The following is a 19,360-nucleotide window of genomic DNA, read 5'->3' as shown; positions in this document are numbered from 1 at the left end:
CCCGTCCAGGTCGCCGTCCGACCGGCGGATCGTGTGCGTGAGCACCGCCGCCAAGCGTGGCGCAGGCAGCGCTCGCCTCGTCCTTTCCGCCCCTCGCCCCGTCCCTTCCGCCCGGTCCCGCAGGAGCAGCCGCACCTCGGGCGAAGCGCCCCGCCCTCCTTCGACGCCGAGCGACGCGGCCCCCGAAGCCGCTTCCCCGCGACGAGTACGCGCGGCGACGTGGAGCCCTCCCTGTGGATCACCGTGCAAGCGCCGGTCCCGGCACCCCCTTCCGTAGAGTCCCCCCAACGGAACCGACGGAGGAGTGATCCCGTGCGTCTGCGCTGTGCCCTGCTCGACGACTTCCAGGACGTGGCCACCGGCATCGCCGACTGGTCGCCGGTCGCGGACGACGTCGAGGTCGTGCCGTTCACCACGCACTTCCCGGACGAGGACGGCCTGGCGGCGGCGCTGGCCGACTTCGACATCGTGGTCACCCTGCGCGAGCGGGTCCCCTTCCCCGCCTCCCTCCTCGCCCGCCTCCCCCGGCTGAAGCTGCTGGTCGCGTCCGGTATGCGCAACTCGGTCATCGACTACGCCGCCGCCGAGGCGCACGGCGTCACGGTCTGCGGTACGGCCAGTTCCTCGACCCCGCCCGTCGAGCTGACCTGGGCGCTGCTGCTGGGCCTCGCGCGCGGGATCGTCGAGGAGAGCGGGGCGCTGCGGTCCGGCGGGCCGTGGCAGAGCACGGTCGGTGCCGATCTGCACGGCCGCCGCCTCGGGCTGCTGGGCCTCGGCAGGATCGGCAGCCGGGTGGCCCGGGTCGGTCTGGCCTTCGGGATGCGGGTGACCGCCTGGAGCCAGAACCTCACCAAGGAGTACGCCGCCGAGGTGGGCGTCCATCTGGCCGCGTCCAAGGAGGAGTTGCTGGCCGACAGCGACTTCGTGTCCATCCACCTCGCGCTGGGCGACCGTACCCGGGGGCTGCTCGGGGCGCCCGAACTCGCCTTGATGAAGCCGACCGCGTACCTGGTCAACACCTCCCGCTCGGCGATCGTCGACCAGGACGCCCTGCTCGCCGCCCTGCACGAGGGCTGTATCGCGGGTGCCGGCGTGGACGTCTTCGACGTCGAGCCGCTGCCCGCCGGCCATCCGATGCGCACGGCGCCCCGGCTGCTCGCCACCCCGCACCTGGGGTATGTCTCGCAGGCCAACTACGCGACGTACTACGGGCAGGCCGTGGAGGACATCCGGGCCTACCTGGACGGGTCTCCGGTACGGCGGCTCCCCTGAGGCCGGCCCGGGACGGGGTCAGGCGCCCGCGGCCTCGTCGTGCGGGGGTGCGGCGGGGCGCCGGTAGACGCCCTCGCTCCGGTGCAGGTGGTGGAGGTCCACCAGGTAGCGGCGCAGGGTCACATGGTCGATCTCGTCGCTGTCCTCGCACCAGACGCGCAGCTTGGCGTCGACCGTGCGCTCGGGGTACTCCGCACCTGGCTCGAACGTCTGCTCGGCGATGTGGCGCAGGACCAGCTTCTTGCGGGCCCAGCGCGCGGGCAGCCGTACGAGCCGGCCGTCACGGACGAAGGTGCGCAGGACCATGGTCTGCCCCGTGCCCCCCTCGTCCGTGCCGGGTCCGCGCCGGGCGTCCGCGCGTGCTCGCGCGCGGAACACCTCGTAGGCCACGCGCAGGTCTCCGTCGTCGCCCGTGGTGACCGCGCCCTGCTCCCGCAGGCGCCGCAGAGCCGCGGCCGTCTCCCTCGGGGACAGACCGGCGGTCCGCGCGACCTCTTCGGGGCTTCCCGCGCCCAGCGCCACGGCGGCGAAGGCGCGGGCGCGGCTCTCCTCGGCGAACAGCCGGACGAGTTGTTCCGCGGTGTCGGGTTCGGTGGCCATGCGGGGAGGCTAGTGCGCCCGGCAGGGCCGCGCCGAGCGAGTTTTCCGCCGGGGAGCGGGCGCTACGCGTACCGGTAGATCGCGGAGACGTCCTCCAGCTCGTCCGGGGTCACGTCCCAGGGCGGCAGTCTCTCGTGCCGGGAGACGATCCGCCGGTACTGGTCGCTGTCCCGGCCGGGCGGGCGCGCGGGAAGGTAGCGGTGCTTGCGGTGGCGTTGCTGCCAGCGCTGCCACTGCAGGTCGACGAAGGCGTGGACCAGCCAGAAGACGGGGTCGTTGACGGACGCGCCGCCGACCATGTGACCGCCGACCCAGCGGTGCACACGGTTGTGGTTGCGCCACGAGTCCCGGCCGCGGCCCCAGCCCTCCAGCTTGTTGCGGAAGCCCCGCGGGGAGGTGGAGTTCCAGGGGGCCACGTCGTAGACCGGGTCGTCCAGCGCCTGCTGGAGATCCCTCTTGGTGGGCAGGTCGATCGGTCCGCGGGAGCGGCCCAGGTCGCGGGTGAGGAACGTGCCGTCCGAGACGCCCGCCCGGATCGTCCAGTGGCCGCCGCGGTGGGCGAAGGGGCCGGTCATCACCTGCCGGTCGCCGGACCGGCCGTTCCCGCCCAGCAGGTCGTCGGTCCAGGGCACGCCGGTGGTGCCGCGGTCGCGCGTCCAGTCCCAGTACGGCACGGTCACCGAGGAGTCGACGCGGCGCAGGGCGTTCTCCAGGTCGAGCAGGAACCTGCGGTGCCAGGGGAGGAAGGACGGCGCCATGTGGGCGGCGCGCAGGCCCCGGTCTCCGTCGCCGACGAAGTGCGCGATGTGCAGCCGTACGAACTCGTCGTACACGCCGCGTCGTTTGATCTCGAGGAGCGCCTCGACGAACCGCCGGCGCTCGGTGCGGGTCAGCCGGCTGACGTCCTTACGCACGTACGCCATACTGTGCCTCCCTGTGCGGATGCCCGCCGTGGAGGGGGCCGGGGGCGAGGTCGCGCAGCTGTCCGCGCGGGCCCAGCTCGTCGACGGCCGCGCGGGTCGCCTCCAGCGGGGTCCCGTACCAGCCGTAGTGGTCGACCATGCTCAGCCAGGAGCCGTCGGCGCGGCGCATCAGGTGCAGGGGGCGCCCGTCGACGGTGACCCGCCATTCGACGGCGGGGGCGGCGCGGCTGCCGAGGTCGACCGGGGCGCCGCGGATACGGCGGCCCAGGTATGTCTCGTCGAAGGGGGCGTCGGCGCCGGGCACGGGGCCGGTGGGGTACGGGCGGGACGCGGTGATGAGCGGGGCCAGCGTGACGACGGCGGAGGTGAGCAGCCAGCGGCCCGCGTCCCTGCGGGTCCGTGGCACCGGTTCACCGGTCGCGGAGGTGTCCGTCCGCCGCGCCCTCGGCGGTTCCTGGCCCGCGCTGAACTCCATGGCTCACCCCTTCGTACTGTTCGGCTGTTCGTACGAGTAACAGTCCGGGTCGCCGCGCGGTCACCTCCGGCGCCCGAGGAGGGCCGTGTCGCCCCGGGCGCACCAATAGTCAGCTTGTCCAGAAATCCCACCAGCGGGTGAGGACGAGCATGCCGACGACCCCGATGTGCAGGACCGGCAGCACCCAGGTGAACTCGGCGAGAAACGACCGCACCGGCGCGGGGGCGGGCAGGAGGCCGGCGCGGACGACGAAGGACGTGACGTACCAGAACAGGGTGATGGTGGCGATCCACGCCAGGCAGCACCACAGGCACAGCGCGTTGATCCGGTACAGGGACTCGAACTGCAGCCAGGAGACGAACCCGACGCCGAAGAGGCAGCCCGCCTCGAACGTCAGCCAGTACCAGCGCGGGAACGCGGCGCCGGCGAGCAGGCTCGCGCCGACGCAGACGACGATGCCGTAGGTCACCAGGCCCAGCATGGGGTTGGGGAAGCCGAACACCTCGGCTTGGTCGCTGTCCAGCACGCTGCCGCAGGACAGCACCGGGTTGAGGCTGCAACCCGGGGTGAAGTCGGGGTCCTCCAGCAGCTTGAACTTGTCGAGCGTGATGACCCAGGAGGCGAGCAGCCCGGCCGCTCCGCACAGGACGAGCAGCAGGGCGAACGGGCGGCTGCCGCGCGCCCTCGTGTCGGTGGCCATCGCGCGACCCTATCGACGGCACGGCGGCGGTCAGGCCCGCGCTCACCCGGGCGGCCGACCCGGTGCGGGCCGGCCGCCCGATCGGGCGACGCCGGCGGGGTCAGCGGTGGACGCGCACGTAGTCCACGCCGAAGGTGATGGGCGCCGGGCCGCAGGGCGGCGGGTGGTGCTCCCCCGCGCACAGCGACAGATTGAGCACCAGGTACGCCGACCAGTCGGGGCCGACACCGGTGCCGTCGGCGTAGACGCGTTGGCCGTTGACGTACCACTCGACGCACCGTGCGCCGTAGGTCGTGCCGATGGTCACCCAGGTGTCCGGGGCGATGGCGGCGCCGTCGGTGTGGTAACTCGTGGCGGCGCGGACGTGGTTGGACAGCTCCAGCAGATGCGGGTTGTCCGGGTGGTACTCGAAGGTGTCCACCTCGTTGGCGCCGTCCTTCCAGGTCCACAGGGCCGGCCAGGCCCCCGTGGCGGAGGGCAGCAGGACCCGGGTCTCGATGTGGTCGCCGGTCCTGACCTGGAAGCCCTCCTCGGAGTACTCGGTGGTGAGCAGGCCGGTGCGCCAGGCGGGCCGGCCGTTCTCCAGGGTGCGGCCGCACGGTGCGGCGGCGAACGTCGCCACCGAGCCGGAGACGGTGACGCAGTGCGGGTCGAGCCAGTCGAGCTTGTTGTCGTCCGGGTTGTGGTCGCAGTAGCGGTAGGCGCTCGTCCGGTCACCGACCCATCGGGCGCCCCAGTCGACGGGGGCGTCGAACTCCTCCGCCCAGACGAGGGTCCGGTCGGGGTTCCGGGGTGCCGCGAACTTGACACCCTCGGTGATCATGGTGGCGAGCGCACTGAAATTCAGCTTTCCGATCATGCACGTGGTGTACCAGAACTAGGGGCACCATACGATGAATTGATTCGCGGACCAGATGGCAATCCCTCCGAATGCCTCTGCGTATTGCATTCTTCACCCCGACCACTTTCACGCGTATGGCGCAACGGGCCGCATTTTTGCCACATCGGGACTGCTATGTTCTCCCACCGTTGGATCAGAGGAACTTTCATGCGAGGTGAGTCATGAAGAAGGCAATTTTCACCACTGCGGCGTTGGCTATCGGAGCGGGTCTTGTGGGCGGTTCGGCCGTCGCGGCGTCGGCCGCCACGGGGGGTGCGGGCTCGTCCACGGGTCCGCTCGGGCTGATGTCCCCGACCAAGGTGTCCCCGGCGGTCCTGCCGGCCACCGATGCCGTGACGCGGCTGGCCAAGGAGGGCAAGGTCGCCAACGGCACCGCGTTCGACCGGAAGTCCGGTTCGGTGTCCGGCATCTACCTGGACGGCATGGACCCGAACGCCGCCCGGCGCCCTACGATCCCGGTGAAGAACCCGGCGGGCAGCGGCTCGGTCGAGGTGCACCCGCTGAAGGCGCCGACCTCCGCCGGACTCGGCACCCTGCTCCCCAAGAAGTGACGGCCCGGCCTTCTCAGGCGTCGGCGGACCGGCGAGAGCCGGCTCCGGAATTTCTGAGACTCTGATCCGGTTCTCGGCGGCCGAAGCGCGGCGGCAGGCCCGGGCGCTGGATACGGACCCGCGATTCCAGCTCCGTGGACGACGGGCCCGCCGGCCGACCGGCCCCGTGAACCAACTCTCCGGCCCACCGGCCCTCCCCTTGCCGGTGGGCCGGTGGCATGCCGCCCGCCGGGCCGTGAGCGGAGCCCTATTCGGGGCTCGGCGGTAATTTGCACGGACGGCCCCGGAATGAGCCTAAAGCGGACTGAGCGGCCCAGCGCGCTCATTGAGCCATCCGAAGGAATCTCTGCGCGTTTGATTGTTCTCGCGTGACTTATGCCTGCATATACGGGTTTCCTTTTCGTAAGCGTGCGCAACCGTGAATTCAGGAAGGAACCGAGTTGCCCAGGAAGTTCGCGGTCATCACGGCCCTCGCCCTCAGCACCGTCGTCGGCAGCGCCGGCATCGCCTCCGCCGGCGGCTCCTACGGCGGCGACGGCTCCAGCACCAGCTCCACCACCACCGTCAAGGGCGGGAGCGGCTTCTCCTCGTCGCCGGTCGTCGTGAACGCGCCGCAGCAGGGCGTTCTGATCGCCAACGGCACCCTCGTCGACCTTCGCTGCGCTGTGCCGTGGTCCAACGGTGCCGTTCTCGGGGCCGTCATCGCGCCCGACTCGCACTACGTCGGCTGCAACACCGGCAAGGTCGAGCAGGGCCGCAAGGCCGTCCACGGCGGCGGCCTGCTCTTCTGACTCCTGCTCCGATCGCGTCGCAGCAGGTAAAACCACCTCGCAGCCAGGAAAGGCTCAGCACATGCGCAACAAGGTTACGGCCATTTCCGCGGTCGCCGCGGGCATCGTTCTCGCGACCGCCGGCTCGGCCGCTGCCGACAACGACACCACCACCGTCAAGGGCGGTAGCGGTTTCTCGTCCTCCCCGGTCGTCGTGAACGCGCCGCAGCAGGGAGTCGTCGTCCTCAACGGCACCGCCGTCGACGGCCGTTGCATCGCCCCCTGGTCCAACGGTGCCGTCCTGGCCGCCGTCATCGCCCCGAACTCGAAGTACGTCGGCTGCAACACCGGCAAGGTCGAGCAGGGCCGCGGCTCCTTCCACAAGGGCGGCCTCCTTTTCTGACTCCTGCTCCGAGCAATTCGCAGCAGGTAAACCCACACGCAGCCCGGAAAGGCTCAGTACATGCGTAACAAGGTTACGGCCATTTCGGCCATCGCCGCGGGCATCGTTCTCGCGACCGGCGGCTCCGCCGCGGCGGACAACGGCGACACCACCGTCAAGGGCGGTAGCGGTTTCTCCTCGTCCCCGGTCGTCGTGAACGGCCCGCAGCAGGGGCTTGCCGTCGTCAACGGCACCCTGATCGACGGTCGTTGCATCGCCCCGTGGTCGAACGGTGCCGTCCTCGGCGTCGTCATCGCCCCGAACTCGAAGTACGTCGGCTGCAACACCGGCAAGGTCGAGCAGAGCCGCGAGTCGGTGTACGTCGGCGGCCTGCTGTTCTGAGCGGTCCGTTCTGAGCGCAGCGTCGTCCGATGGCGGTCCCCGGTTCTCGGTGGACCGCCATCGGCGTGTCCGGGCACTCCCCGTACATGCCGAAGGGCCGGCTCCGTGGGTACGGAGCCGGCCCTTCGCGTCGCGCCGGACGACGCGGCGACGTCACCTGTTGAGCGGAAGGCCACCGAGCAGCCGGCCGTCGACCGGGTTGGGCAGGGTGCCGCCGAAGACCGGGGTCTTCACGACGCCGGAGTCCTGGACGTTGGCCTTCACCTTGTCCGCCGTGCGCTGCACGTTCTTCGCGGCGGAGGGAAGGCTCCGGGCGACCGCCGTGCCATGGTCGGCGAGGCCGCTCCCGGGCATGTTCACGGCGGAGGCGGGAACAGCGGCGCCGGCGATCGCGAGCGATCCGGCGACCACGGCAGCGGCCTTCAGATTCTTCATCATGTGCCTTTCCAGGTGAATCCGTACGTGGTTCTCCCGGGCTAACGACACGAGAAGTCGACGGAAACTCCGCGGTCGTCAAGTTCCTGGAACTCATACGAATAGACCCGCCGGGCCGGCGGGAGCCGGCACGACGGGCCGTGGAATCGGCGGCTGCTTCGCCTCAGGCACCGGTCCCGGTCTCGGCGGGCGGCAGGCCGGGCAGGCGCGCGGCGGGCAGGCCGCGGTCGAGCAGGGTGGCGACGGAGACGTTCACGAGCTTCTTCACCACGTCGTCGGCCGCCGGGTCCACCTGCTCGGTCCCGCCCGACAGCAGGGCGGTCAGGAGGCCGTCCACGGCCTTGCCCAGGGCGTCGAGGGCGCCCGGCGTGAGGTTCGAGGCGGTGGCCCCGGTGTCCACGCCGGCCTCGGCGAGGGCATCCTCGCGCGCCTCCGCGGCCTCCTTACGGGCCTCCTCGACGTCCTCGCGGGCGGCCGCCAGTTCCTTCTCCGCCTCGGCCAGCGCCTCCTCGCGGGCCTGGGCGACGGCCTCCCGGGCCGCGTCGGCGAGCTTCTTCGCCTCCGCCGCGGTGAGCGGGTCGTCGTCCGCGGCAAGCGCGGAGTCCAGCAGCCGGGTCACGGGGGTCAGGACGGTGCCGAGGCCGGCCAACGCGCCGGTCTGCCCCCGGAGCACCGCCCGCTGGTCCGCGGCGGCCGTCTGGGAGGCGGGGCGGGTGTCGTCGGGGCGGGCGGCGAGGGCCGGCGCCACCGCACCCAGGAGGAGAGCCGCGCACAGGGCCGAGGTGGCGATGTGCCGGGTGGTCGGAGCACGCAATGGAGTTTCCCTCCGGCGAGTTTCGGGTCGTGCGATCACCGTCTCCCCCGATGACCTCGCTGTCGAATTCGGCGACCCCGAACAGGGCACGGGACGCGCTGATCGGGTGGACGCCGGAGACCGTCCCGGCCACGGCTCCAAACGGGTGGTCCGGCGCGGGAAACCACTCGCGAAACGGATCCGCTCCACGATCGCCGACCCTATCGGCGATAAATATGGATAAGTGGCTGGTGCTGTTCATCTCATCTGTCCAAAAGGCCGTTTGGTCCACAGAGCCAGGTGAACGGGTGCGGAATCTTATGGCGGGGACGCGCGCCACACATCGTGTTGCTGGTTCGAACTCTTTTCTCCGGAAGGGCAGCCTCGGTCATGCGCGTTGTGCCGCACATCCTGCATGTCGCCCAGCCCGTCGCGGGTGGTGTGGCACGGGTCGTGACGGACCTGGCGGCGGCTCAGCTCGCCGCCGGATGGCGGGTGACGGTGGCCGCGCCGCCCGGCGGCACCCTGACGGACGCGCTGACCGCGCTGGGCTGTGCCGTACGGCGCTGGGACGCGACCCGGGCTCCGGGGCCCCGGCTGCCCGGCGAGGTGGTGCGGCTGGCGCGGCTGGTGCGTGAGGTGCGGCCCGACCTGGTGCACGCGCACAGCGCGAAGGCGGGGCTCGCGGCCCGGCTGGCGGTGCGCGGCGCCGTGCCGACCGTGTTCCAGCCGCACGCCTGGTCGTTCGAGGCCGCCGGTCCCGTCGTGAACCGGGTGGCGCTGGGCTGGGAGCGGTGGGGGGCGCGGTGGGCGGGGCGGGTGGTGTGCGTGAGCGAGGCCGAGCGGCGCACCGGGCGGCGGCACGGCGTCCGGGCCGAGTGGCGGGTGGTCCCCAACGGGGTGGACACCGGCAGGTTCCGGCCGGAGGGCGGGCGTGCGGACGTGGCGGGTGCGCCGCTGGTGGTGTGCGTGGGCCGGCTGTGCCGTCAGAAGGGGCAGGACGTGCTCCTCGGGGCGTGGCCGGAGGTGGCGCGGCAGGTACCGGGGGCGCGGCTGGTGCTGGTCGGTGACGGTCCGGACGGGGAGCGGCTGCGCCGCGGCGCGCCGGCCTCGGTGCGGTTCGCGGGGGCCGTGGCGGACGCCGCGCCCTGGTACCGGGCCGCCGACGTCGTGGTGCTGCCGTCGCGCTGGGAGGGCATGGCGCTGGCGCCGCTGGAGGCGATGGCGTGCGGCCGGCCGGTCGTGGTGACGGACGTGGACGGGGCCCGCGAGAGCCTGCCGTCCGCGGCGCGTGCGGCCTGCCTGGTGCCGCCGGACGACCCGGTCGCGCTGGCCCGGGCGCTCACGGCGCTGCTGCTCGACGAGCCGCTGCGCGCCGAGCTCGGCGCGCTGGCCCGGGCCCACACGCTCGCCGCCCACGATCTGCGGCGCGCCACGGACGCCGTGACCGACGTGTACCGCGAGCTGCTCGGTGGTCCCACCGCGCCGGTCGTCGGACCTTACGAGGGCAGGAAGTGCATCACCACATGACCGCGGAAAGCTTCGTCGCCTCGCCCGCGGGGCAGCACCGGGCGCCCGAGGGCGCCCTCTCCGTTCCCGCCCCCGGCGGCCTCTCCGGCGGACGGGGTCCGGCCGCCGGGCGCGGGCCGCGCCGCCGGCGGCCGGACGCGCGGCTGTCGCTGTGGCTCGCCGACGCCGGCGCGGTCCTGGCCGGAGCGCCGGCGCTGCCCGCCGCGCACCGGCATCCGCTGCTCCTCGCCGTGCTGGCGGTCGGGGTGCTCGCGCTGAACCGGTGGGCCGGGCTGTACGACACCTCGCTGGTCCGGGGGGCGCTGGACGACGTGCCGGCCGTCTGCGGCCGGATCGCCGTCGGCTGGGCGGTGCTGGCGGCGCTGTCGCCGCTGCGGTCGCTGTCGCCGTCGGCACTGGTCGCCGTGGTCGCCGTCCACTGCGCGGCGGCGTGCGCGGGCCGGGCGGTGGTGCAGGGGCTGCGGCGCCGGGCGCTGCGGCGGCGGCCGTGTCCGGCGCTGGTCGTCGGTCCGCTCGAGACGGCCCGGCAGGTGGCCGCCGCGCTGCTGCGCCGCCCGGACTGCGGGGTGCGGCCGGTCGGGCTGGTCGCCGACGGCCCGGACGCCCTCGGCGACATGGCCGATGAGACGGGGCCGGCGGTGTTCACGACGGCCCTGGAGGCGCGCCGGGCGGTGGTCCGCGACGGTGTGGGGGCGGTGCTGGTCGTGGGGGCCGCGACCCGGGTGGAGCAGGCGGCGGTGCTGCGGGGGCTGGCCGCGTCCGGGTGCGCGCTGTGGGAGCTGGACGCCGACCGCGGGCCGTACGGCCTCGGCGGCCGGACCGGGCATCTGGCCGGGTTCCCGCGCCGGCCGCTGCGGCAGGAGGACGGACGGCGGCCCGGCGCGGGGCTCAAGCGGCTGCTGGACGTGCTGCTGTCGGGCGCGCTGCTGGTGCTGACCGGCCCGGTGCTGCTGGGGTGCGCCCTGGCGCTGCGGGTCATGGACGGGCCCGGCGTCGTCTTCCGCCAGGAGCGGATCGGGCGCGACGGGCGGCCGTTCACGATGCTGAAGCTGCGCACGCACCGGCCCGCCAGCGAGCACGAGGCGGCGACCCGCTGGAGCGTGGCGAACCAGCAGGACATGAGCCGCTTCTGCCACTTCCTGCGCCACACCTCGCTGGACGAGCTGCTCCAGCTGTGGAACGTCTTCCGCGGGGACATGAGCCTGGTCGGCCCTCGGCCCGAACGGCCCTACTTCGTCGACCGGTTCAGCCAGGCCCACCCCGGCTATCAGGCGCGGCACCGGATGCGCACCGGGATCACCGGGCTGGCGCAGATCAACGGGCTGCGCGGCGACACCTCGATCGAGGACCGGGCCCGCTACGACAACGCCTACATCGACGACTGGTCGCTGTGGCAGGACATCTGCATCCTGCTGCGCACGGCGGCCCAGTTCGTCCGGCCGACGGGGAGCTGAGCTGCGATGACGACGTCCCCCGAGGTCCTGTCCCGGGTCACGCCCTCGCTGCCCGTGCCGCCCCGGCTGCGCCCGGTCGTGCCGCTGCTGCCCGTGCTGCCGGTGGTGGCGGTCGTGGTGCTGCTCGGTCTGCCGGTCCGGTCGGGCGGCTCCGTCGCCCCGGCCGACGCGGCCTCGGCACTGGCCGTGCTGTGTGCCCTCGGGCAGGCGCTGGTGCGCGGGCGGCGGCCGCTGACCCGGACCGCCGCGCTGGTGCTCGGGCTGCCGGTGGTGGGCATCGCGCTGGCCGCGACGGGCGCCGCGACCTCCGGGGACGCGCTGACCGGACTGGCCCGCCACCTCCAGGTGTTCGTACTGATCCCGGTCGCGGTGACGCTGCTGGTGCGCGACCGGCGGGGGGCGCGGCTGCTGCTGTGGTCGCTGGTCGGTCTGGCGCTGTGGCAGGGCGGGATCGGGGTCAAGCAGTACCTGACCGGGACCGGGGCGTCGTACCAGGGCGCCTTCGTCCGGGCGGTGGGGACGTTCGGTCCGTCGGACGTGATGGGGATGGCCAACGTCGTGGCGCTCGGTGTGGTGGCCGCGACCGGGCTGGCGCTCGGCACCCGTTCGGTGCGGCAGCGGCTGGTGGCGGCCGGGTGCGCGGCGGTGCTGCTGGTGCCGCTCGCGGTGTCGTTCAGCCGGGGCGCGTGGATCGCCACGGCGGTGACCTGCGGGGTGGTCCTGCTGCTGGCCGGGGTGCGGCGGGCGGCCAAGGTGTTCGCCGGCGTGGTCGCGGCCGCCGTGGTGCTGGTGGGCGGGTTCGGGGTCGGCGCGGCGGCACTGGAGGAGCGGCTGACCAGCATCACGCAGGTCACCGACGCCCCGGACCAGTCGGTCGTCGACCGGTACACGATGTGGGCGGCCGCGACGGACATGTGGAGCGCGCACCCGCTGACCGGTGTGGGTCTGAAGAGCTTCCCCGCGCACCGTGACGGGCACGCCTCGCTGGCGCTGTCGTCGGGCAGCGACACCGAGGGGGCCGGGCAGGCTTTCGTGCGCCAGCCGCTGCTGTCGCCGCACAACATGTACCTGCTGCTGCTGAGCGAGCAGGGTCTGCTGGGCGTGGTCACGGTGGCGGGCAGCTGGCTGGCGCTGCTGGTGTGCGCGCTGCGCCGGCTGCGGCGCGGCGCGGGCCGCGTCCAGGACTGCGCGCTGGCGGCCTGCGGGCTGCTGCTCTGGCAGCTCGTCAACTTCCTGTACGCCGACATCGGCGGGCCCTCCACCGTGCTGACGGCGATCTGCCTCGGACTGGCCGCCTGGTGGGCGCTGTCCGGGGACGCGGCCCGGGAAGCGGGGGCCCGGTGAGGTCCGGCGCGGCGGAGCGCACGGACGCGGCGGACGGGACCGGGGGCTCTCCGGCGGGCGACGGTGTCCCGCGCCCGGCCGGTCCCGCGCCGGACGGTGCGTCCCGCACGGCCGGTGCCGTCTCGGGCCGTTTCCTCGCGCGGGCGACGCTGCTGTCGGCCGCGCTGTCGATGGCCGCGGCGGTGCTCGGGCTCGGCCGGGACCAGACGCTGGCGCATCTCTTCGGCGCGGGGGCGGAGACCGACGCGTTCCTGGTGGCCTGGACGGTCCCGGAGATGGCGTCGACGCTGCTGATCGAGGACGGCATGGCGTTCGTGCTCGTGCCGGCGTTCAGCCTGGCGCTGGCGCGGCGGGGGCGCGGGCCGCTCGGACCCGACCCGGTGCGCGCCCTGGTGGCGGCCTCGCTGCCGCGGCTGTGCCTGGCCCTCGCCGGCGCGGCCGCGCTGCTCGTGCTCGGGGCTCCGCTGCTGGTCGCGGTCCTCGCACCGGGCCTCTCCGACGCATCCCTCGCGGTCGCCTGCACCCGGCTGACCGGGACCTGTGTGCTGAGCTTCGGGCTGGCCGGGTACTGCAGCGCGGCGCTGCGCGCGCACCGCAGCTATCTCGCGCCGGGCGCCATCTACATCGCGTACAACGCGGTCATCATCGCGACGATGTTCGTGCTCGCCGCGCACTGGGGTGTGCGGGCGGCGGCGCTCGGGGTCGCGCTCGGGGGCTGCGCCATGGCGCTCGCGCTGGCGCCGTCGCTGTGGCGGCGCCTGGCGCGGCGGCCCGGCGAGGCGGACGAGGCGGACGAGGCGGACGAGGCCGGCGTCCCGGAGGCGCCGGACGGGGACCGTGACGGCGTGCGGGCCTTCGCGCCGGCCCTGGTGTGCGCGGTACTGCTGTTCGCGGTGGGCCGCCAGTCGCAGGTCCTCATCGAGCGGTACTTCGCCTCCGGGCTGCCGGCCGGTGCCATCTCGCACCTCAACTACGCCCAGAAGGTCGCGCAGTTGCCGATGTCGCTCGCGATGATGGTGTGCGTCGTGACCTTCCCGGTGGTGGCGCGGGCCGTCGCCGACGGCGACATCCGGCGGGCCCGGGACCGGGTCGAGCGGGACCTGGTGCTGATGGCCTGCCTGGTGCTGTTCGGTACGAGCGTCGTGGTGGCCTGCGCGCCGGCGATCGTGCAACTGCTGTTCCAGCGGGGCGCGTTCACCGCCGGGGACACCGCCGCGACCGCCGCCGTGATGCGGGTGTACGCGCTCGGGCTGCTCGGGCACACCCTGGTGGGCGCGCTCGTGCGGTCGTACTTCTCGACGGGACGCACGAGCTGGTACCCGCCGGCCGCCATGGCCATCGGCGTGGTCGCCACCGTCGGGCTGAGCGCCTGGGCCGTGGAGCCGTGGGGGGCGCGCGGGATCGCCGCCGCCAACGCGGCCGGCATCACCCTGACCGCGCTGCTCCTGCTGCTCGGGCTGGGCCCGCAGTCGGTGCCGGTGCGCGTCCCCCGGGTCGCCGGCGCGCTGGCCCGCCCGGTGGGCGCCGCCGTGGGCGCCACCCCGGCCGGGCTGTTCGGCGCCGGTCTGGCCGACGCTCCCGCGGTGTCCGCCGCCGCCGGCTTCGCCTGTGCGGGCGCCGTGTTCGTGGCGCTGGCGTGGCTCCTCGACGCGGCGGGCGCCCGGTCCCTGCTGCTTCCCGTCCCGCAATCCGTCCGCAGCCCTCTCACACGAAAGCTCCGCCATGGTCGCTGACATCTCCGCCGCGCCGCGCGTGGCCGAACCCGTGCCCCAGCCCGCCGTGGGCGGCCGCCGCAGGCGGGACTCCGCCGCCTGGGTGGCCATGTACCACTCGGTCTCCACCTGCCCCGACGACCCGCACAACGTGACCGTCACCCCGGCCCGCTTGGAGCGGCAGCTCGCCTGGCTGGCCGGGCGCGGGCTGCGCGGGGTGAGCGTGCGCGAGCTCCTCGCGGCCCGGGACCGGGGCGCCGAACGGGGCCTGGTCGGGCTGACCTTCGACGACGGCTACACCGACTTCGTCACCGAGGCGCTGCCCGTGCTGCGCCGCCACGGCTTCTCGGCGACGGTGTTCGTGCTGCCCGGCCTGCTCGGCGGCACGAACGTGTGGGAGCCGACGGGCCCCCGCAAGCCGCTGCTGGACGAGGACGGGGTGCGCACGGCGGCGGCGGCCGGGATGGAGGTCGCCTCGCACGGGCTGACGCATCTCGATCTGACCCGGGCGCCGGACGAGGTGCTGCACCGCGAGGTGGCCGAGAGCCGGCTTCGGCTGGAGGCCGTGGTCGGCGACGACGTGGCGGGGTTCTGCTACCCGTACGGCTACCACGACGAGCGGGCCGTCGACGCCGTGCGCCGGGCCGGTTACCGCTACGCCTGCGCGATCGTGCCCGGTCCGCCGGGCCGCGGGGACTTCGCGCTGCCGCGGATCCACATGGGGCAGGCGGACGGCTCGGTGCGCCTGGAGCTGAAGCGGCGGCTGGCCCGCGTGTACGGCCGCGCCCTGGAGGCGGCGTGAGGGTCCTGCACGTCATCACCGGTCTCGGCGTCGGCGGCGCGGAACAGCAGCTGCGGCTGCTGCTGCGGCACCTCCCGGCGCGCTGCGACGTGGTGACCCTGACCAACCCCGGCCCGGTCGCCGCCGGTCTGGCGGCCGACGGCGTCCGGGTCGCCCACCTCGGGATGGGCGGCAACCGGGACCTGGACGTCGTGCCGCGGCTGACCCGGCTGATCCGCGGCGGCGGCTACGACCTGGTGCACACGCACCTGTACCGCGCCTGCCTGTACGGCCGGCTCGCCGCGCGGCTCGCCGGGGTGCGGGCCGTCGTGGCCACCGAGCACTCGATCGGCGCGACCCGCCTGGAGGGGCGCCCGCACAGCGCCGGGGTGCGGGCGCTGTACCTGGCGGGCGAGCGCCTCGGCCGGGTCACCGTCGCCGTCTCGCCGACGGTGGCGCAGCGGCTGCGGCGCTGGGGGGTGCCGGGGCAGCGCATCCGCGTCATCCCGAACGGCATCGACGCGCCCCGGTTCGGCTACGACGAGGTGCGCCGCAAGGAGGCGCGGGCGTACTACGGGCTGCCCGAGGACGCCTACGTCGTCGGCGGTGTGGGGCGTCTCGCGCCCGGCAAGCGGTTCGACCTGCTGGTGGCGGCGCTGGCACAGCTGCCCGACGACGTACGGCTGTTGCTGGTCGGCGGCGGGCCCGAGGAGGCGGCGCTGCGCCGTACCGCCCGGGAACTGGGCGTCGCCGGCCGGCTGGTGCTGACCGGTGAACGGCCGTACCTGCCCGACCCGCACGACGGCGCGCCCGACCTGCCCGCCCTGCTGTCCGCGATGGACGTGCTCGCCTCGCCGTCGCCGGAGGAGTCCTTCGGGCTGGCGGTGCTGGAGGCGCTGGCCGCCGGGCTGCCCGTGCGGTACGCGAGCTGCCCGGCCGTCGAGGACCTGCCGGCGCGGGCGGTGCCCGGCGCGCGGCGGGTCGTCGGCGGGCCCGGGGCGTACGCGCGGGAACTGCTGCGGCTGCGGGCGGCCGGGCCGGTGGACCGGTGCGCCCCGGACGTGGTGCGGCACTACGACATCGCGCGGACCGCGCGGCAGCTGATGGATCTGTACACGGCCGCTTCGGCCGGCTCGAACCTGGAAGTGAGTCCCTCATGACAGACAACCCCGCTGAGCGCGCTCCGCTGTGGCACCGGGCCCGTGCCCGGCTCGGCCGGCTGCCCGTGTGGGCGCTGGTGCCCGCCACGGCGCTGACCGGTGCCCTGGCCGGTGGCGCGTACGGGCTGGTGAAGCCCCCGCAGTACACGGCGACCAGTTCCGTGGTGGCCGTGCCGAACGGCACGACCGAGGCCGACTGCACCGACGCGCTGGGCTTCGCGCAGGCCTACGGCCGGGTCGCCACCCAGCTCGCGGTGCTCGGGGACGCCCAGATGTGGGCGGGTGTGCCGGTGTCGACGCTGCGCGAGAGCGTGGAGGTGGCGACGTCGCCGGACGCGCCGATGGTCGCGGTCTCGGCGACCTCGTCCAGCCCGGCGCAGGCCGTCGACATCGCCAACGCCGTGTCCCGCTCGCTGGTCACCGAGGCCGGTTACGCCAAGGACCGGACCGGTATCCGGCTGGAGAGCCTGTCCCGTGCGCTGCGGCCGGGCGAGCCGTCGTCCGCGTCGCCGGGGCTGACCGCGCTCGTGGGCGCGAGCGCCGGCGGCCTGCTCGGCGGTCTCGCGATGCTGGCCCGGCCGCGCCGGCGGTCCGGTGAGCCGGGCGCGGAGGAGGACCTCGGCCGGGCCTCGGTACCGGGTCCCGCCGGGGCCGCCGACGCCCAGGAGACGCGCGGATGACCGCCTCCGCACGGAAGCCGACCGTGGAGGTGTGCACCGACGAGCACGCCTTCGCGGGGCTGGCCGAGGCATGGGGCCGGCTGCACCGGGCATGCCCGTCGGCGACGGCGTTCCAGAGCCACGCCTGGCTGCACTCGTGGTGGCTGTCGTACGGCAGGCCGGGCCGGCTCCGGCTGGTCCTGGTGCGCCGGGGTGACGACCTGGTGGCGGCGGCGCCGCTGATGCGGGTGCACAGCCCGCTGCCGGCGCTGGTGCCGCTCGGCGGTGCCATCACCGACTTCTGCGATGTGCTGGTCGACGAGTCGGCGGGCGCGCCGGCCGCGACCGCGCTCGCGGACGCCCTGGCCGACCTGGCCCGCACCGCGCTGGTGGACTTCCGCGAGGTGCGGCCGGGCGGTGCGATGGAGCGGGTGTTCCAGTGCTGGCGCGGTCCGCGGCAGCGGCTGCGCGACTCCCTCTGCCTGGAGCTGCCCGCGCTTCCCATGGAGGAGCTGGTGGGGCGGCTGCCGACGGCCCGGGCCCGGCGGATCCGCAGCAAGGTCAGCCAGCTGTCCCGGCTCGGGGTGCAGTGGCGGGTCGTGCCGCACGAGGAGACGGAGGCCGCGCTGCGCCGGCTCCTGGAGCTGCACCGGCTGCAGTGGCAGGGCCGGCAGGTGTCGCCCGAGCATCTGCGGCCGCGGTTCATGGAGCACCTGGTCCGCGCGACGGTCCCGCTGGCCCGCTCCGGGGAGGCGGCGACCACGGAGTTCGTGCTGGACGGCTCGGTGGTGGCGGTCAACATCTCGCTGCTGTCGGGCGCGCTCGCCGGCATGTACCTGTACGGCTTCGACCCGGGGCTGCGGCAGCGCCGGGTGGACGTGGCGACGATGCTGCTGCACGGGGCGACCGGTCACCTCGGGTCCGGCGGGCTGCGCACGCTGAGCCTGCTGCGGGGCGCGGAGCCGTACAAGTACCGCTGGCTGCCGACGACGGTCGTCAACCAGCGGTTCCTGCTGGCCCGGCGCCGCACGTCCCCGCTGCTGGGGGCCGCGCTGGCGGAGGCCGCCGCGCGGCGGCGGGCCAAGGAGGCGCTGCGCAAGGACGCCGAGCCGGCGACTCAGCGGTAGCGCTCCGCCCACTGCAGGCACGCGGAGAGCCGGCCGCCGATCTGCTGCTCCAGCCACTTCTCCAGGTCCAGGAGGGTGCAGTGCGGGGCCTGCGGGGTGGTGGGCGCCGGGGTCGGGGCCGGCGTCGCCGCGGCGGCCGGCTCCGGCGCGGCGGAGGGTGCGGAGGGTGCCGCCGGGGCCGGGAGGGTGGCCGGGGACGGGGTGGCGTCCGGCGTGACGGGGGCCGGCCGGGGGCGGGAGTACAGCGGGGCGGAGAGCAGGAGGCGGTACAGGGCGGAGGCGCGGGGGTTGTCGGAACACAGCCACACGCCGTGCGGGCAGTAGTCGGTGATGGTGTTGTAGAGCGGCTTGTGCTGGTCCATCCAGGCCAGCATGCGCAGCATGTACGTGATGTTGTCGCCGTTGCGGAACAGGCCCCACTCCGGGTAGGAGATCGGCTTGCCGTGGCGGCGGGCGAAGGCCACGTGGTGCTGCAGGCCGTAGGGCTCGGAGACCTGTTCGTCGAAGGTGAGGCCGCGCGGCTGGTCGTAGGCGTCCATGCCGACGATGTCGACGACGTCGTCGCCGGGGTAGCACTCGGGCCAGGGGATCGCGTCCATGCCCCGGCTGGGGGCGAAGTCGAAGCGGAAGCGCTGTCCGTCGACCGCGCGCATGACGCGGACGATGCGGCGCCAGTACTGCTTCCAGCTCTCCGGGTCCGGGCCGCAGCGGTGGGTGTAGGTGGTGCCGTTCATCTCCCAGCCGAGCACGACGACCGTGTCCGGGATGCCGAGGTCGACCAGGCGTTCGGCGAGGGTCTCGAAGTGCTCGTCGAAGGCGCCGGACGCCGCGCGCCGCAGCAGGGTCCGGACGGTGGCGTCGGGGAGGTCGCGCTCGTTGCGTTCCATCATCGGCACGTTGAGCACGAGCATCCGGTCGGACTTGGCGCGCCGCCAGGCGGCCCAGCTGTCGAGGAAGCCGTGCCCGCCCTCGATGTTGGTCCACAGGTCGCCGGGCAGATAGGTGTGCCCGACGCGGGGTTCCTGGCCGCCGAGCCAGCGGCCGAGCTGCTGCATCCGCTGCACCCCGGCGGGCCCGTAGTGCAGGTACGCCCCGAACGCGGTCCCGTGCGCGGGGACCCCGGCCGGGGCGTGCACCCCCTGCGGCGGCTGCGGCGAGGGGGCGGCCGGAGGTGCGGGGTGGGCCGCGGGGACCGGGCGGGACGGGTCGGGGTGGGAGGCGGCGCCCGCCGCCAGGGCCGTGCCCGGTGCGAGGGCCGCCGCGGCGATCACCGCGGCGGTGATCAGCGCCGGTCCTCTCCGTGCGGACCGTCGGCGGTCACGGGCCATGCGTCCTCCTCGGCGGGGCACCTCCCCTGTAGGTGACAGGAAGTCACATGCGCCGGGACGG

The 19,360-nt window shown here is 74.3% G+C and carries 21 protein-coding genes; 13 read left to right on the top strand and 8 right to left on the bottom strand.

The window, feature by feature from the left end; translation table 11 throughout:
- Positions 1–312 precede the first annotated feature (312 nt).
- Entirely contained in the window at positions 313–1,272 is a 960-nt protein-coding gene (locus tag ABZ899_RS01250) for a D-2-hydroxyacid dehydrogenase family protein (protein WP_361338994.1), read from the top strand.
- Positions 1,273–1,290: 18 nt separating this feature from the next.
- Here ABZ899_RS01250 and ABZ899_RS01245 read toward each other — a convergent pair whose 3' ends face one another.
- The 5 genes from ABZ899_RS01245 to ABZ899_RS01225 all read right to left on the bottom strand — a co-directional run bounded on the left by ABZ899_RS01245 (position 1,291) and on the right by ABZ899_RS01225 (position 4,829).
- Positions 1,291–1,872, bottom strand: a complete 582-nt coding sequence (locus tag ABZ899_RS01245; RefSeq protein WP_361338992.1) for a DUF2087 domain-containing protein — start codon at positions 1,870–1,872, stop codon at positions 1,291–1,293.
- Positions 1,873–1,934: 62 nt separating this feature from the next.
- Positions 1,935–2,795, bottom strand: coding sequence for a tyrosinase family protein (locus ABZ899_RS01240; RefSeq protein ID WP_361338989.1), 861 nt, complete (start codon positions 2,793–2,795; stop codon positions 1,935–1,937).
- The gene (locus tag ABZ899_RS01235; protein ID WP_361338987.1) at positions 2,779–3,270 is read right to left on the bottom strand and encodes a tyrosinase family oxidase copper chaperone; all 492 of its coding nucleotides are present in this window, start codon (positions 3,268–3,270) and stop codon (positions 2,779–2,781) included. Before ABZ899_RS01235 ends, ABZ899_RS01240 begins: the two co-directional genes overlap by 17 nt.
- 109 nt (positions 3,271–3,379) lie before the next feature.
- Entirely contained in the window at positions 3,380–3,970 is a 591-nt protein-coding gene (locus tag ABZ899_RS01230) for a vitamin K epoxide reductase family protein (protein ID WP_361338985.1), read from the bottom strand.
- Positions 3,971–4,070: 100 nt separating this feature from the next.
- Positions 4,071–4,829: a beta-glucanase gene (locus tag ABZ899_RS01225; protein ID WP_361338982.1), complete on the bottom strand. Its 759-nt coding sequence runs from the start codon at positions 4,827–4,829 to the stop codon at positions 4,071–4,073.
- 326 nt (positions 4,830–5,155) lie between these two features.
- Here ABZ899_RS01225 and ABZ899_RS01220 point away from each other — a divergent pair, with 326 nt between their 5' ends.
- The 4 genes from ABZ899_RS01220 (at position 5,156) to ABZ899_RS01205 (ending at position 6,976) form a co-directional block, all read left to right on the top strand.
- Entirely contained in the window at positions 5,156–5,422 is a 267-nt protein-coding gene (locus ABZ899_RS01220) for a hypothetical protein (RefSeq protein ID WP_361338980.1), read from the top strand.
- Positions 5,423–5,862: 440 nt separating this feature from the next.
- Complete coding sequence (locus ABZ899_RS01215; RefSeq protein ID WP_361338977.1) at positions 5,863–6,213, top strand: hypothetical protein; 351 nt, start codon at positions 5,863–5,865, stop codon at positions 6,211–6,213.
- Positions 6,214–6,274: 61 nt separating this feature from the next.
- Positions 6,275–6,595 carry a hypothetical protein gene (locus tag ABZ899_RS01210; RefSeq protein WP_361338975.1) on the top strand — a complete coding sequence of 107 codons (321 nt, stop codon included), beginning with the start codon at positions 6,275–6,277 and terminating at the stop codon, positions 6,593–6,595.
- A gap of 60 nt (positions 6,596–6,655) precedes the next feature.
- Complete coding sequence (locus tag ABZ899_RS01205) at positions 6,656–6,976, top strand: hypothetical protein (RefSeq protein ID WP_361338972.1); 321 nt, start codon at positions 6,656–6,658, stop codon at positions 6,974–6,976.
- A 153-nt stretch (positions 6,977–7,129) separates the two neighbouring features.
- On the opposite strand, the gene ABZ899_RS01200 is transcribed toward ABZ899_RS01205, so the two are convergent.
- Entirely contained in the window at positions 7,130–7,411 is a 282-nt protein-coding gene (locus tag ABZ899_RS01200; protein ID WP_361339529.1) for a hypothetical protein, read from the bottom strand.
- A gap of 163 nt (positions 7,412–7,574) precedes the next feature.
- A complete protein-coding gene (locus ABZ899_RS01195) occupies positions 7,575–8,225 on the bottom strand; it encodes a hypothetical protein (protein ID WP_361338970.1) in 651 nt (216 codons plus the stop codon).
- Positions 8,226–8,594: 369 nt separating this feature from the next.
- Here ABZ899_RS01195 and ABZ899_RS01190 point away from each other — a divergent pair, with 369 nt between their 5' ends.
- Genes ABZ899_RS01190 through ABZ899_RS01155 form a run of 8 tightly spaced genes read left to right on the top strand, consistent with a single transcriptional unit; the run spans position 8,595 to position 17,971 of the window.
- A complete protein-coding gene (locus tag ABZ899_RS01190) occupies positions 8,595–9,734 on the top strand; it encodes a glycosyltransferase (protein ID WP_361338968.1) in 1,140 nt (379 codons plus the stop codon).
- Positions 9,731–11,188, top strand: coding sequence for an exopolysaccharide biosynthesis polyprenyl glycosylphosphotransferase (locus ABZ899_RS01185; protein WP_361338965.1), 1,458 nt, complete (start codon positions 9,731–9,733; stop codon positions 11,186–11,188). Before ABZ899_RS01190 ends, ABZ899_RS01185 begins: the two co-directional genes overlap by 4 nt.
- A gap of 6 nt (positions 11,189–11,194) precedes the next feature.
- Entirely contained in the window at positions 11,195–12,532 is a 1,338-nt protein-coding gene (locus ABZ899_RS01180; protein WP_361338962.1) for an O-antigen ligase family protein, read from the top strand.
- A complete protein-coding gene (locus ABZ899_RS01175) occupies positions 12,529–14,265 on the top strand; it encodes a lipid II flippase MurJ (protein WP_361338960.1) in 1,737 nt (578 codons plus the stop codon). Before ABZ899_RS01180 ends, ABZ899_RS01175 begins: the two co-directional genes overlap by 4 nt.
- On the top strand, positions 14,255–15,046 hold the full coding sequence (locus tag ABZ899_RS01170) for a polysaccharide deacetylase family protein (protein WP_361338957.1): 792 nt from the start codon (positions 14,255–14,257) through the stop codon (positions 15,044–15,046). The genes ABZ899_RS01175 and ABZ899_RS01170 overlap by 11 nt, the downstream gene beginning before the upstream one ends.
- The gene (locus ABZ899_RS01165; protein ID WP_361338955.1) at positions 15,043–16,185 is read left to right on the top strand and encodes a glycosyltransferase; all 1,143 of its coding nucleotides are present in this window, start codon (positions 15,043–15,045) and stop codon (positions 16,183–16,185) included. The genes ABZ899_RS01170 and ABZ899_RS01165 overlap by 4 nt, the downstream gene beginning before the upstream one ends.
- Positions 16,182–16,865: a lipopolysaccharide biosynthesis protein gene (locus tag ABZ899_RS01160; RefSeq protein ID WP_361338953.1), complete on the top strand. Its 684-nt coding sequence runs from the start codon at positions 16,182–16,184 to the stop codon at positions 16,863–16,865. Before ABZ899_RS01165 ends, ABZ899_RS01160 begins: the two co-directional genes overlap by 4 nt.
- Positions 16,862–17,971, top strand: coding sequence for a GNAT family N-acetyltransferase (locus tag ABZ899_RS01155; RefSeq protein WP_361338951.1), 1,110 nt, complete (start codon positions 16,862–16,864; stop codon positions 17,969–17,971). The genes ABZ899_RS01160 and ABZ899_RS01155 overlap by 4 nt, the downstream gene beginning before the upstream one ends.
- Here ABZ899_RS01155 and ABZ899_RS01150 read toward each other — a convergent pair.
- A complete protein-coding gene (locus ABZ899_RS01150; RefSeq protein ID WP_361338948.1) occupies positions 17,962–19,299 on the bottom strand; it encodes a glycosyl hydrolase in 1,338 nt (445 codons plus the stop codon). The two genes, ABZ899_RS01155 and ABZ899_RS01150, sit on opposite strands and share 10 nt — an antisense overlap.
- Between the last annotated feature and the right edge of the window lie 61 nt (positions 19,300–19,360).

It is taken from the genome of Streptomyces sp. NPDC046859, from assembly GCF_040645135.1.
Lineage (GTDB): Bacteria > Actinomycetota > Actinomycetes > Streptomycetales > Streptomycetaceae > Streptomyces.
The sequence above is the reverse complement of the archived record's forward strand: the minus strand, read 5'-3'. Positions and strand labels throughout refer to the sequence as shown.